Source organism: Paraburkholderia sp. BL18I3N2 (assembly GCF_003001875.1).
GTDB lineage: Bacteria > Pseudomonadota > Gammaproteobacteria > Burkholderiales > Burkholderiaceae > Paraburkholderia > Paraburkholderia phytofirmans.
This window is the reverse complement of sequence record NZ_PVNC01000016.1, coordinates 160,553-174,316: the sequence shown is the minus strand read 5'-3', so window position 1 is coordinate 174,316 and position 13,764 is coordinate 160,553. Positions and strand designations below refer to the sequence as shown.

At 65.1% G+C, this 13,764-nt stretch carries 12 protein-coding genes and 1 pseudogene; 3 read left to right on the top strand and 10 right to left on the bottom strand.

From position 1 onward, the window contains the following. The 3 genes and pseudogenes from B0G75_RS30680 to mprF all read right to left on the bottom strand — a co-directional run. Positions 1-173: pseudogene (locus B0G75_RS30680) on the bottom strand (threonine ammonia-lyase, biosynthetic); the annotation flags it as partial. 341 nt (positions 174-514) lie between these two features. Further along, positions 515-1,777 carry a virulence factor family protein gene (locus tag B0G75_RS30675; RefSeq protein ID WP_106313778.1) on the bottom strand — a complete coding sequence of 421 codons (1,263 nt, stop codon included), beginning with the start codon at positions 1,775-1,777 and terminating at the stop codon, positions 515-517. After that, positions 1,774-4,326: a bifunctional lysylphosphatidylglycerol flippase/synthetase MprF gene (gene mprF / locus B0G75_RS30670; protein ID WP_258194790.1), complete on the bottom strand. Its 2,553-nt coding sequence runs from the start codon at positions 4,324-4,326 to the stop codon at positions 1,774-1,776. Before mprF ends, B0G75_RS30675 begins: the two co-directional genes overlap by 4 nt. Before the next feature lie 493 nt (positions 4,327-4,819). Between mprF and B0G75_RS40850 the strand changes: the two genes are divergently transcribed. Continuing rightward, entirely contained in the window at positions 4,820-4,960 is a 141-nt protein-coding gene (locus B0G75_RS40850) for a hypothetical protein (RefSeq protein ID WP_181309386.1), read from the top strand. Positions 4,961-5,252: 292 nt separating this feature from the next. Here the strand turns inward: B0G75_RS40850 and B0G75_RS40845 are convergent, their stop codons facing one another. After that, a complete protein-coding gene (locus B0G75_RS40845) occupies positions 5,253-5,405 on the bottom strand; it encodes a hypothetical protein (protein WP_165923831.1) in 153 nt (50 codons plus the stop codon). A gap of 227 nt (positions 5,406-5,632) precedes the next feature. Between B0G75_RS40845 and B0G75_RS30665 the strand changes: the two genes are divergently transcribed. Continuing rightward, complete coding sequence (locus B0G75_RS30665) at positions 5,633-7,030, top strand: MFS transporter (RefSeq protein ID WP_106313777.1); 1,398 nt, start codon at positions 5,633-5,635, stop codon at positions 7,028-7,030. Between the two features lie 10 nt (positions 7,031-7,040). Here B0G75_RS30665 and B0G75_RS30660 read toward each other — a convergent pair whose 3' ends face one another. The 5 genes from B0G75_RS30660 to B0G75_RS30640 all read right to left on the bottom strand — a co-directional run bounded on the left by B0G75_RS30660 (position 7,041) and on the right by B0G75_RS30640 (position 12,201). Beyond that, a complete protein-coding gene (locus tag B0G75_RS30660; RefSeq protein ID WP_374956933.1) occupies positions 7,041-7,532 on the bottom strand; it encodes a DUF421 domain-containing protein in 492 nt (163 codons plus the stop codon). 35 nt (positions 7,533-7,567) lie between these two features. Then, complete coding sequence (locus B0G75_RS30655) at positions 7,568-8,224, bottom strand: glycosyltransferase family 2 protein (RefSeq protein ID WP_106313775.1); 657 nt, start codon at positions 8,222-8,224, stop codon at positions 7,568-7,570. Beyond that, complete coding sequence (locus tag B0G75_RS30650) at positions 8,221-8,826, bottom strand: bifunctional 2-polyprenyl-6-hydroxyphenol methylase/3-demethylubiquinol 3-O-methyltransferase UbiG (RefSeq protein ID WP_106313774.1); 606 nt, start codon at positions 8,824-8,826, stop codon at positions 8,221-8,223. The genes B0G75_RS30655 and B0G75_RS30650 overlap by 4 nt, the downstream gene beginning before the upstream one ends. Positions 8,827-8,850: 24 nt before the next feature. After that, the gene (locus B0G75_RS30645; RefSeq protein WP_106313773.1) at positions 8,851-10,029 is read right to left on the bottom strand and encodes an acyl-CoA/acyl-ACP dehydrogenase; all 1,179 of its coding nucleotides are present in this window, start codon (positions 10,027-10,029) and stop codon (positions 8,851-8,853) included. A 198-nt stretch (positions 10,030-10,227) separates the two neighbouring features. Next, positions 10,228-12,201, bottom strand: a complete 1,974-nt coding sequence (locus B0G75_RS30640; protein WP_106313772.1) for a PAS domain S-box protein — start codon at positions 12,199-12,201, stop codon at positions 10,228-10,230. Positions 12,202-12,393: 192 nt separating this feature from the next. On the opposite strand from B0G75_RS30640, the gene B0G75_RS30635 reads away from it, so the two are divergent. Continuing rightward, positions 12,394-12,630, top strand: coding sequence for a hypothetical protein (locus tag B0G75_RS30635; protein WP_106313771.1), 237 nt, complete (start codon positions 12,394-12,396; stop codon positions 12,628-12,630). Positions 12,631-12,712: 82 nt separating this feature from the next. Here the strand turns inward: B0G75_RS30635 and B0G75_RS30630 are convergent, their stop codons facing one another. Beyond that, positions 12,713-13,762 (bottom strand): NAD(P)/FAD-dependent oxidoreductase, encoded by a 1,050-nt coding sequence (locus B0G75_RS30630; protein ID WP_106313770.1) that lies wholly within the window; start codon positions 13,760-13,762, stop codon positions 12,713-12,715. Positions 13,763-13,764: the final 2 nt, after the last annotated feature.

Here is a 13,764-nt window from a genome sequence, read left to right as displayed (position 1 = left end):
CGCTTCAGATAGACCGGATTGCGCAGACGTGCCGACAGATTCGGCGCGCGTTCGAGTTCGGTCTCGCGGGCCACGTCGTAGACGCGCGCGGTCAGCGTTTTTTTCAGGTAGTCGTGGCGAAGCGCGACGCTATCGGCGGCTTCGGCCACCTGTTTGAGTTGGTGTAACGACAAGGCAAGCTCCTGTGCGGCAAGGACGAATCAGCAGAGAGTTCACCAGGAGGCAGGCTGCAAGCGGACATAAAAAAACCCGCCTCGTGGGGCGGGTTATGTGTCACTGCTATCCGACGCGCGCTAACCCACCATTCGATGAATGATGCTAATAATCAGCGCAATACGGATGTCGAGGCAGTTCATGCGTTCGATCTTCGTTGACTTGAGGCGCTTTGTCAATCCCCGCTAATTGCCATGCGCGCCGCGGCGAGCGCATGCCTGCGACATGCGCTCGCCGCCGTGCTTGCCCGCCGTCATGAACAGCATCGTGACGACGACGCTGAGTCTGCGCGATGCGACGATCAATGCACCCCGCTCTGCTTCCTGAAGGCGCCGAGAATGCGCTTTTCAAGCGAGTTGTAATCGCCGCCAAAGTGATGATCGCCAGACGTGCGAATCACCTCGACGCCGGTTTTGGTCAGCGTCGGACACAAGGTGTCCTTCTCGTTCTCGCCGTAAAAGCACTGCACGATGGCGGGCGGCACGCGCGTCAATTCCGGCTGGACCTTCAACGCCTTGTCGCTTGCCGGCATGCCGAGCCAGCCGCCCACGCGAATCTGAAAATCGGCATCCGGCGCGAAGCCGAGCAGCGCGATCAGCGATACCTTCGCACGCAACGCTTCCGGCAGACGGTTATAGGCGAACGGCATCACATCCGCGCCGAACGAATAGCCGACGAGCGCGACATGCTGCGCATTCCAGCGCGCGCCGTAGGTTTGCATCACGCGCGCGAGGTCGCGGCTGGTTTGCGCGGGCGGCTTCTCGCTCCAGAAATAGCGCAGACTGTCCCAGCCGATCACGGAGACGCCGTCTTTCTGCAAAGCCTGCGCGATCGTCTTGTCGAGATCGCGCCAGCCGCCGTCGCCGGAAATCACGATGGCCATCAGGCCGTTTGGATGCGCCGCCGGCAATTCGATGAGCGGCAGATCGGAAACGTCGTCGTCGCTCGTCGACACGGCCTGCAAATGCGGCGTGAGCAACGCGACGAGGCGCGCGCGATCGGCGTTACCCGTGGCCGCCCTTTCGACGAAACCCGGCACCTTGTCGCGGATAATCGTCGGGTCCGGCGGGCAAGGCTGAAAGCGTGCATCGAGCGTGTGCTCGGCATCCACCGCGACCGCGCCGGCGATCGTATTCGACGGCGCCTGTTCAAGCACGTGCATGGCGAGCGTGGCACCCTGCCCCGTGCCCGCGACGATCGGCGCGAAGTAATGGCTCGACTGCGATTGCCGTTCGAGTTGATGGCTCAACGCTTCCGCATCGCCCACCAGTTGATGGCAGGCCTCTTTCTTCGCGACCAGATTGGCGGCGTAGCGAGCCGTGTCGACACCGACGGTCAACGCGCCCGCCTTGGCGAGCGCATCAGCGCTCTGCTGGTCCGCCGCGCTCCAGCCGCTCGCTTGCGAGTACAGCACCACGAAGCCGCGTAACGGACCGGTCGGCTGAGTGACCGTGACGTCGCCATAACGGCCGCCGGGCACCGTGGTGGTTGCCGCGTGCGCGAGCGCGCCACCGGTCACGAGGCTCGCTGCGAGAGCGAGCTTGAACAACGAATGCAATGTCATGAACGCCGGCCTCCTGCCAGCAATGACAGGTCCGCGAGCGTGAAGAACACGCCGACCGAACCCGACGCCGCGAGATAGCGCGGCTCCCAATGCGGCTGGAACTTGCTCTTGAAAGCACGCAGTCCGCGGAAGTTATAGAAACGGCCGCCGAAACGCCATACGATGCCGGCGAACCGGTGCCAGCGCGACGCCAGCGGCGTGGGCTGCATGCCGGAGAGCGGCGCGATGCCGAGACTGAGCGAGCGGAAACCCGCCTGCTTCAGATGCAGCGCCAGCTGCGTGAACAGATATTCCATCGCATACGGCGACGCGCTTTCCACGTGACGCATCACGCCGACGGTCGCCTCGGTGTTCATGTCGGTCGTCATGAAGGTGACGAAGGCAGCGGGCTCGCCGTTCTGGCGCACCAGCATCACCGATTGCGCGGCGAGGTATTCGTCCGTGAAGGCGGCCACCGAGAAGCTCTTTTCGCGCGCGTCGCGGCTGTCGAGCCAACCGTCGGAAATCTCGCGCAACGTGTCGAGCGACGCGGGCACGTTCGCCTGATCGATCACTTCGACGGTGAAGCCATCGCGCTCGCCACGTTTTAACGCATAGCGAAGATGCGCGCGATGCGAGCCCTTCAGGTCGAAATCGTCGAGCACGACGTGCGCTTCCTCGCCGAGCTTCATCAGCGTGAGACCGGCGTCGAGGTAAAGCGGCAATGCGTTGGCGCGCACCTGATAGAACGCAGCGCGCCCGCCGTGCGTGTGCGCGAGAGCGACGAACTTGCCGATCAGACCGGCCCACTCTTCGCGCGGACCCACCGGATCGTGCAAAGCGGCCCACGTGCGGCCGTATTTCGCGTACATCAGGAAAGCCTTGCGCGACTCGGAGAACAGGAAGCTCTTGTCACCCATCAGCGCGAGACCGGCGTCGCTGCGTTCCTGCGCGCGTACGATGCGCGCCGCGTCGTGCAGATCTTGCGGCGCCGGCTTGACGAAGCGCCCCGGCGCGGGACGCAGCAACTGCCAGAAAGAGAACGTCGCTGCGAACAGGCTCGCGGCCAGCGTCGCGCGCAATGCACGCGGGGCGCGTTCGTCGAAGGCGAATTGCCACCACAGGTCACGCGTGTACGGCACGTCGCGGAAAGCAAACAGCATGACCCATGTGGCCAGCATCAGCACCATCGCAACCGACACCAGCCAGCCCGCCGTAAAGCGCTCCGCGAACAGCGACGAATGACGGTTGAAACGCCTGCGCGTGGACAGCAGCAACACCACCAGCATGCCGAGCACGCCGGCTTCCACGAACGCGAGACCTTTGGTCAGCGACAACGCGAGACTCAGCACCGCCAGCAGAAGCGTCATCCACCACGCGGCGTCCAGGCGCCGCAGCAAACCACGCGCGACGAACAGCAGCAGCACGCCGAGCACGCTGCAAAGCATCTGCGAACTTTCGAGCACCCACAGCGGCAGCACGTCGCGCAGCATGTGAATGCGTTGCCAGAACGCGGGCGTCGCGCTGGAAATCACCAGCATGCCGCCGACCACGAAGGTGACGAGACTCAGAAACAGCGGCGCGAGCTTCGACGCCGCAGCGGCATGCTGCAGCGGCAAACGGCTTTTCAGCGCGCGGCCTTCGAAACCGGCGAGCAGCGCGGCCGAGACGATCAACGGGACACCGAAGTAAATCGCGCGATACGCGAGCAAGGCGGCAACCATCTGATGCGTTTGCACGCTGCCGTTCAGCGTGAACACCATCGCTGCTTCGAACACGCCGACGCCGCCGGGCGTGTGGCCGATCATGCCGAGCAGCATGGCCGCGGCGTACACCGTGATGAAGGTCACGAAGCTCACGTCCGCATGCGGCAACAGCGCCCATAAGGCGAGGCCGGCGGCCACCACGTCGAGCACCGCGAGCGCCACTTGCGCGAACAGATCGCGGCGTGCGGGGATATCGAACGAGAGCCACTGCCAGCGCGTGCGCACCGGGCGCGTTTCGCCGCGGCAGGCGGCGGCCGCCAATGCGAGCACGGCGAGCAGCGCCATGCCGATCCAACGCAGCGTGACGGGTTCGAGATGCAGCATCGGTGCAAGCGTGCCCGCCACGCCGACCATGCCGAGCGCCGTCATCAGCGCCAGTGCGAGCGCGAGCGACACGCTCGTGAACACCGTCATGCGGCCGATCTGTGCCGGCGTGACGCCCGCCACGCCGTAGACGCGCGCGCGCACGGCGCCGCCTGTCAGCGCGCCGAAACCGGTGGCGTTGCCGAGCGCCGAGCCCGCCGTTGCGCCGATCCACAGCGCCACACGCGGCACGACCGCGCCCAGATAGCGCAACCCGACGGCATCGCGGCCGACCAGCGCCACATAGCTGAGCGCGGTGGCGCCGAGCGCGGCGCTCCATTCGCCGGCCGTCAGTCGACGCAACTCGCGCATCACCGAGCGATAGTCGACTGCTTGCGAGAGGTGTTGCAAGACGACCAGCAGCAACGCGCCAATCCCGAGCGCGAGCAGGGGCGAGAGAAGTCCCTGGTTGCCGAGCGTTTTCGATGCCCGGTCGAACATCGCGCCTAGCCGGTCGAATTTATAGTTATATCGATGGAACATGGTCAATGCTGGGCCTTGCGTGGAGCTGTTGCGACGACGGATCGTCTGCCGCGGCATCGCCGGTTAATGGCGATTACAAATGGATAACGGCACAGGGGTGAAAAGGTTGACAGCGTCAGCCGTATTGCGGGGGTTTAACCTGATAACGCCAATGGATCTGAAAGCGCCGCGCGGCGCGCCACGGCGACCTGCGTGAATAAAGCGGTCGATATTGCCGATTGGGCCGCGATGAGACGCGCCTGATAGCTGACAGGGGGCTGAAGTTTAAACGCTATTTGCGCGCTGCGAATGAAGATTCGACGTTGCGTCGATTGTGTGCGCATGCCGTATCGCTCGAGGCGTTGAAGCGCAGCATCAAGATTTTCTCTTCGCGTGCCGTAATCGAGAGCAATAGCTCAGTGAAACGCGGCGCATTTGCCGGGTGAAATTCGGTACGTGAAGGAGAATGAAGATGGCGGAACAGGATTGGATGATGGCGGGGGTGTATCTGGTCGGATTGGTGTCGATGGCGCTGTTGATGAGCGCGCTGGCCACGCGAGCGACCGTGGAACGCAAGGCCGCAGTGAAGGTGTCGAGCCGCGCGCGCGACTAAGCCAGGCCACGATGGTCGGTCCGATGCCGTACGAGATTGGAACTCGAACGGCGTCACGAAAGCCGCTCAAAACGCGCGAATTACGCGCGTGCTGCCGCTGCAACGATATTCGAGTGATGGAGGAAGCGGATCGCGCAACGCTCGCAGCGCATGCGGGCGGGCCGCGATGATATCGCGGCCTGGCGGGCATAAGTGACGCGGAAATGATGCTAAGCAGTGGCGACGTGCGGATGACAGAGATGCATGTCCGGCCCCTGCTCTATCCGTCAGCGCGTGCGGCGCGCCCTTTGTCTTACTCCGGACGGCGATGCGCTTCCGCGATCACGGCGCAGTTTTGCAGATGCAGGTTCAGTGCATGCAGAGCCAAGGCGCGCAGTTTGCCGAAAAACGTGTTGTTGGCGGCGACGGTAGCGCGGACGGCGGAAGCGTTGGAAGCGGTGTTCATGGCAGACTCCTGTATAGGGTTTATACCTAGGCAATAACCCGATTATAACCCTCTTCTGCCGCACCGCAACAAATATCAAAAAAGCCGTGGACCTCTGCGCGACGGTCACATGCGCAGTCGCCCAATCTTAAAAAGGGTGGCATCGGTCCCCGCGCTGTTAACAATCCGCACCGTACAGGTGCAATAATGACCCCTTTGCCCGCGACCGTTCGCCGCAGCCCGCCTTCATGACCGCCGTCCAGAAAGCCCTGATTGCGCCCCTTATCGTCGCGTGCGCGATGTTCATGGAAAGCGTCGATGCCAACGTGATCGTGACCGCGCTACCCGCCATGGCGCGCGACTTCGGGCGCGATCCGGTCACGCTGAAAATCGCGGTCACGAGCTACGTGCTGGGGCTCGGCGTGTTCATCCCCGTGTGCGGCTGGCTCGCCGACCGATTCGGCGCACGCACGATCTTCCGCACGGCGATCGGCATCTTCGTGACGGGTTCGCTGCTGTGCGCCGCGTCGAATTCTCTCGCCACCTTCACGCTCGCGCGTTTCGTGCAAGGCGTGGGCGGCGCGATGATGGTGCCGGTTGGGCGGATCATCATCTTTCGCGTGGTGCACAAAGCCGACTTCATCCGCGCGATGAACTATCTGAGCGTCCCCGCGATGCTCGGCCCCGCCGCGGGGCCGCTGCTAGGCGGCTTCATCACGACCTATCTGCACTGGCGTCTGATTTTCTTCATCAACGTGCCGATCGGCATTCTCGGCATCTACCTGACTAACAAGCACATCGCCAACACGCGCGAGCCGGATCCCGGCCCGCTCGACTGGATCGGTTTTTTCCTGTCGGCGGCGGGTGCGGTGCTGCTTCTGCTCGGGCTGTCGCTGGTCGGCGGCGAACTGATTTCGAACGGCGACGCGTTCGGCATGTGCGCGTGCGGCGCGGTTCTGCTCGCGGGCTATGTCGCTTACGCGCAGCGCGTCCCGCTGCCGCTGCTGGACCTGCGCTTTTTCAAGGTGCCGACGTTCCAGGCAAGCGTGCTCGGCGGTTCATTGTTCCGGATCGGCCTGGGCGCACTGCCGTTCCTGTTGCCGCTGATGCTGCAGGAAGGCCACGGCATGAGCGCGTTCGAATCCGGCCTGATCACCTGCGCGTCTGCGTTCGGCGGCATGTTCATGCGCACGGTCGCCTCGAGCGTGCTGCATCGTTTCGGTTTCCGTTCGGTGCTGGTGGTGAACGCCGCGTTGTCAGGACTCTCGATCGCGGCCTGCGGACTGTTTTTCCCCGGCACGCCGACCTGGATCATCTGGATTGTCGTGTTGCTCGGCGGCTTCTTCCCGGCGCTGCAATTCACGAGTCTGAACTCGCTCACTTACGCGGAAATCGCGAGCCGCGACGTGGGCCGCGCCACGAGTCTCGGCAGCGTCGTGCAGCAGATGTCGCTCGGCCTCGGCGTGACGATCGGCGGCATCGTGCTGCAGATCTCGCGCGTGCTGCATGGGCATCCGGGCATCACATGGTCGGATTTCTGGCCGGCGTTTCTGGTGGTCGGGCTGTGCTCGTTTGCGTCGATTCCGGTCACGCTGCGCATGCCGCGCGGCGCCGGCGAGGAAATCGCGCGCGGCGGCCGGGGCTGACCCGTTCGACTCACGCCTTCTTGCGGATCACGCTGACTTCGCCGTTGCGTTCGAGAATCGCCGCGGCCACGTTTTCCATGGAACGTGAGCCGATTTTCTGCCGCACGCTTTCCTGAACATCGGTTCGGCTGATCAGCGCGGCGTCCATCTCGCGCGCGTTGAACTCACCGTTGCTGAAGACCTCGCGCTCGACGCCGCCCACCAGCCGCTCCAGCGCGCGCGAGCGCATGCACGCCCACGCCAGCGCCCGGTGACTGATGACGATCACGAGCGACGCCCCCACCGTGGCGATAAACGGCGACGCGCCGACGATGGCGCGGCTCAATGTCGCGCCGAGCAGGATCACCACTACCGAATCGAACGGCGAGCGTTGTCCGAACGAGCGCCGGCCCGAAATCCGGATCAGCACCAGCGCGATCAGAAACACGACGATCGCGCGCATGGCCATCTGCAGCGGGTCGAGCGTCCTGCCTTGACCGAATAGCAGCAAGATCGCTTCCATCACGTCGCCCTCCTTTGACAGCGAGCGGCGACCGCTTACCCGGCGGCCGCCCACGAAGCAAGCGTATCGCCGAAGCCGCCCCGAGCGCGAGCCGCCGCCCGCGCGCTCGTAATGACGCGCGGCGCCGCGCTCCATGCGATGCGCGCGCCGATCGCGATGAGCCGGTCGACCAGCGCGACATCCTCGCTGCATTTGAGAGGCGGAAAGCCGCCCGCGCGCCGGTAAGCCTCCGCCGACACGCCGAGGTTCGCGCCGTGAATGTGACGATGACCGTCTGCATCCACGTAAGTCTTGCGGAAATATTCGCGCACGCTGTGCGGATGCGCGGTCCAGTCGTCGACTGCAATCGAGCCGCACACCGCGTCCGCATCCAGCGAAAGCTGCGCGACCAGCCAGCCTGACGAGACGCGGCTGTCGGCGTCAGTGAATGCGAGCCAGCGCGCGCCGTCCGCCAGCAGGAAGTCCGCACCGGTCGCGCGCGCAATGCCGACATTGCGCGCCTTCAGCGTCAGCGTCTCGACGCCGTAGGCCCGCGCGATCGCGCCGCTGAAGTCGTCGCATGCGTCGAGCACGACCACGATGCGCACCGTTTCGCCCGCCAGATCCTCATGGCGCGAAGCGGCGATCAACGCAGCGAGACAAGGCGCGAGCAACGCCTCTTCGTTATGCGCCGGGACGATCACGCCGATCATAGGAGCCCCTCGCGTTGCGCGACCGAGCGTGCGTCGCGCGACCAGACATCGATCAGCAGATCGGCTTCATCGTGATGCGCGAGACGCGTGAGGCCGCAGCGCGCATCGAACAGCGCATGCGCGGCTTCGGCGGATTCGAGCGCTTCGGCGAAGGGCCGGCGCCAATGACAGGCGAGCAGCGTGCCGTCCGTGGTAAGCGAGGCGGCGATCCGTGAAGCCAGTGTTTCGAGCTCCGCCGAATCGAGGTAATACGCGAATTCGCTGATCACGATCAGATCGAATGGGCCGGCCTCGGTTGGCCACTCACGCGGCACCGTGCGCTGTTCGATACGCACGTGCGTTATGCCGGCGACGCGCTCGCGCGCCAGTTCGACCGCGCGCTCATGCAGATCTGCCGCGAGCAGCACGTCGCAGCGCTTTGCCAGCTCGAGGGTCAGTTCGCCATTCGCGCAGCCGGGTTCGAAGGCGTTCCGGTAGCGCGGACGCGGCAGCAACGCGAGCGTCAACGAACGCTTGCGGCTCTCGTACCAGCCTTCGCGCAACTTCCACGGATCGTCGCTGTGTCGATAGAGTTCATCGAAGTAGGTAGCCGGTGAGCTCATGTCAGCGGCCCTCCGTGCATGGCGTCAGAGCATCCACGGGCCACCTCCGGCATCAGGATCATCGCGTGCGTCGGAGGCTTGCGCCGCTGCGATCAGTTCGCCGAGCGCGGCGAGATCGCGCTCCGCGTGGCTCTGCCGCAGGAACACCGGCAGATCCGCCAGCGCACGCGCGAAGCGCGCGTTGCGGCACAACGGGCCGGCGCCCAGCGTACGCGTCGCGTGATTCATCACGGCAGTCGAGGCCTCTTCCACCACGAGGCGCGCGCGCATGGTCTCGCGTTGCGAATCGGCTTGCGGATGGGCGTCGATGTGCGCGGCGGTCTCGCGCAACACCGCGGCCGCGGCGGCCAATGCCACCTCCACCGCGCCGAGATGAGCGAGCCGATGCGGATCCGCGCGCTGCGTGCACGCGTCGCGCAGCATCCGGCCGATCTGCGCGGCGGCCCCATACCAGCACGCGGCGATGCCGGCGCCGCCGTGCCAGAAGCCGGGACGCTGTACATAGCCATGCGCGCCGCCCACAAGTGTCGCCGATGCGCGGTCGAAGCTCACGTCGGCGCTTGCCGTGGCCTGCATGCCGACCGCTTGCCACTTCGATGTGTCGATCGAGATGGACGGCTGATTCATTGCGACGGCCGCCAGCACCGGCTCATCGTCCAACCATGCGGTAACGAGCGCATGTGTGACGACACGCGCGCCGGAGCACCAGGCTTTCGTGCCGATGAGACGGAGGTCCTCACCATCGCTTCGGATTCCTACTTTGAGCGCCTGCACGCGCGCATCGGGCGGCTCGGCGGCCCAGACACCCCAGCGGCTTTCCACGGGCGGCGAGGGGCCGCGAAGCTCGGCGAGAATCGCGAGCGCGTCCGTGTGTCCTTCGAACAGCTTGACGAGCCCGAGATCGCATGCGGCCACCGCAGCGAGGCTACGCCAGCGCACGAGCGTCTCGCCATGGCCGGGCAAGGGCAAAAAAGGCGCGCGGTCAAAGCCGCGTTCGACCAGCGCGCGCAACACGTCGCCGAGCGCGGCGGAGTCGTTGGGATCGAAAGGCGTATCACGCAGAAATTTTTCAAGCGACCCGGCAGGTTGCGCGTCCTTCCGGCCCCTGTTCGCGGCTGCATGGGAATCGCGGGACGCGGTCATGCCGGAGCCTTGCGGCGGCCGCGCATTGACGCCGGCCGCACGATCACGCGTATCGAGCATCGTGCCTCCCTGAAACTGTTCGATCGATTGCCGGCGGACTCTCAAGGGACCACCGCGCACAAAAGACCCGCAGCAAGCGGCGTGCCTCCGACGCCGAACGCCGGGACACGCACCACTTTTCTTCAGGAATCAGGAGTGCCGATGCACGCAAGCCGTCACACCGCGCTGGTACGAAGGAAGCGAGCCTCGGTCGAAGGGCTAACCGGGACCGCGTCCGCTGCGCCGCGCTTCCACGTCGGCCAGCAGAGCATCGAACAGCTCGAGTCCAACCGGCTTCACGAGATGCGCATGGAAACCGGCTTCGCGGGTGCGCTCACGATCGCTCACCTGGCCGAAGCCGGTCATGGCGGCGTACAGGGTGTGGGCAAGTTGGGGCATCGCGCGCAGCGCCGCGATGGTCTCGTAGCCGTCCATCTTCGGCATCGCAATGTCGATCACCGCGAGGTGAGGCGCAAAGCGCGGCGCGACCTGCACCGCCTGCTCGCCCTCGTAGGCAATGCGCACTTCGTGGCCTTTGAGTTCGAGCAGCATGGCGAGACTGTCGGCCGAATCGCGATTGTCGTCGACCAGCAGAATGCGCAGCGGCCCGACTTCGGTGTTCGCCGCGTTCGCCTCATCGCCCGTCGCTTCGGGGGGCGCGGCGGCCAGCGGCAGACTCAGCGTGAAGGTGCTGCCGCAGCCCGGCCCTTCGCTGCTCGCAATAATGCTGCCGCCGTGCATCTCGACGAGCGACTTGCACAACGTGAGGCCGATGCCGAGACCGCCCTCGCCGGAATGCTGGCCGTCCTTTTCCTGAGCGAACAGCTCGAAGATCCTGTCGAGCGAGCGCACAGGAATGCCGCAACCCGCGTCGCGCACTTCGAGCACGGCCATGTGGTAGTCGATACGCGCCGCGACCTCGATGGCGCTGCCGACCGGCGAGAATTTTGCCGCGTTGTGCAAGAGGTTCTGCAACACCTGCACGAGGCGCGTCATGTCGCCGCGCACGATCACCGGCTCTTCGGGCATATGCTGGACGACCCGCTGCTCGTGCGCATCCGTAAACGGCCGGGCGGCCTCGATCGCGCGCGCCATGACCTCGGCCAGATCGACACGGCCAAGGCGCAACTCGACCTTGTTCGACATGATCCGGCCGACGTCGAGCAGATCGTCGACGAGGCGCGTGAGATGCGTGACCTGCCGGTCGATCAGGTCGCGCGAACGCGCCAGCGTGGGACTCACGCCGGTTTCGAGTTGCATCACGCCGATCGCGTTGCGGACCGGCGCCAGCGGATTGCGCAATTCATGGGCGAGGGTCGCGAGAAACTGGCGCATGCGTTCGCCCGAACGTTCCAGTTCTTCACGCTGACGCCGCTCGGTCAGGTCGCGCGTGACCTTGGCGAAGCCGCGCAGCCGGTTCGATTCGTCATGCACCGCGGTGATGACGACGTTGGCCCAGAAGGTCGTGCCGTCCTTGCGCACGCGCCAGCCTTCGTCCTCGACCTGGCCGATCTGCCGGGCAATTGCGAGTTCGCGCGCGGGCTTGCCCGCCGCCGCTTCCTCGGGTACGTAGAAGGTCGAGAAATGCCGGCCGACGATTTCCTCGCGCGTATAGCCTTTGATGCGCGCGGCGCCCGAATTCCAGCTCACCACGTACCCTTGCGGATCGAGCATGAAGATCGCGTAATCCTTGACGCAGTCGACCAGCAAACGAAAGCGCTCTTCGCTTTGACGCAGCGCTTCGACGTATTCGCGTTGCGCGCTCAGATCGCGCGTGATCTTGGCAAAGCCGGTGAGTATGCCCGCGTCGTTGCGCATCGACGTGATCACGACATTCGACCAGAACGTCGTGCCGTCCTTGCGCTTGCGCCAGCCTTCGTCCTCGAAGCGGCCGGTCAGCGACGCCTGTTGCAGTTCGTAGGCGGGCCAGTCGCGCGCCACGGCTTCCTCGGTATAGAAGCGCGAAAAGTGCTCGCCGACGATCTCCTGGTCCGAGTAGCCCGTCAGCTTGTGGCCGCCGGCATTGCAGCTCACGATCCGTCCGGTCGGATCGAGCAGGAAGATCGCATAGTCTTCGATCGCCTGCAGCAGCGCCCAGTAATCGATCTCGACAGCCGCGCCCGGGTGGGCCGAGGCCGGGACTTTGGCGGCCTTGTCGTTTTCGCCGGCGGAAGGGACATCGAGCTGTTTCATTGTGGTCAAAAATAAGGTCTACGGCCAAAAGCATACACCGCCAATCACCGCCTGCTTCGCCTATGGTTTCACCTGAGGTCCGCGAGAAAGGCCCGGCGCCCGCGTTCGCGTCGAGAAAAGCGCCGGCTGGATCGCCGGGCCCCGCAATTGCTACTCCCTGATCGCACCATCATCAAACAACAGGAGTCGCAATTGAAACAGGCATTCACCACCCTCGCTCTCGCTGCCGCGCTGGCAATCACCTGCACTGCCGCGCAAGCCGAGGGATGTACGAAAGGCGCGGTCGTGGGCGGCGTGGCCGGCCACGTCGCGGGTGGCCATGGCGTAGCGGGCGCGGCGGCCGGGTGCGCGATCGGCCATCACGAGGCCAAGAAGAAGGACAAGGAAGCGAGCGCGGCCGCGGCCGCGAGCCAACCCGCCGGGAAATAACGGCGTGTAGAAAAGAGCCGGTAGTGACCTGCGGATCACTACCGGCTCGATCAATCAGGAACTCGATATCTCCGCAAGGTAGTCACCCGGCGGCGCTGACCTTTTCCGCCAGCTTCGCGTCGTAGCTGGAATGCACGTGCACGCGCTTTTTGTCCGGGTAAGCGTACGAGTACGCGCGCCGCAGCGCCAGCGACGCCTCATGAAAACCCGACAGAATCAGCTTCTGTTTGTTCGGATAGTTGGCGATGTCGCCCACCGCGAAGATGCCGGGCCGCGAGCTCTCGTAGTTCGACGTATCCACATCGACGCGCCCGGCGTGAATCGATAAGCCCCACTGCGCGATCGGCCCGAGATCGGCAACAAGTCCATAGAGCGCGACGAGATGCTCGGCCGCGAGTTGCGTCTCGCCCTCGATATGTCGCAACGTGATCGACTTCAATGCATCGCCTTCGACGTCGAGCCCCACAATCGCGCCGACGATGAAGTCCATCTCGCCCGCCTCGACCGCGCGCCGCATCGACGCGACACTCGAATCAGCCGCACTGAAACCGCTGCGCCGATGCACCAGCGTCACCCGGCGCGCGACCTTGCGCAGCGCCAGCGCCCAGTCGAGCGCGGAATCGCCGCCGCCGGCCACGACCACGACCTTGTCGGCGAAGTCAGCGAGACGCGGCACGCTGTAGTGCACATGACGCGACTCCAGCGGCACGGCTTCGGCCAGCGCCAGCTTCTGCGGCACGAATGCGCCGTTGCCGGCAGCGAGCAGGATCGCCGCGACATCGAACACGAGGCCGCGATCGGTGCGTACCGTCCAGCGTCCGTTGTCGCTTTGTTCGACCGACTCGACCCGTTGTTCGAGGTGGATAGGCGGATCGAACGGCTTGCATTGCGCCAGCAGCCGCTCGACCAGTTCACGCGCGGTGCACGACGCAATAGCGGGAATGTCGTAGATCGGCTTGTCCGGATAGAGCTCGATGCACTGGCCGCCGACTTTGTCGAGCCCGTCGACGATCTGGCAGGACAGGCCGATCACGCCCGCCTCGAAAGCGGCGAAAAGCCCCACTGGGCCGGCGCCGACGATCAGGACGTCGGTGCGGATCGGCGGCGGTTGTTGGTCTGCGGCGGAAGTCATGC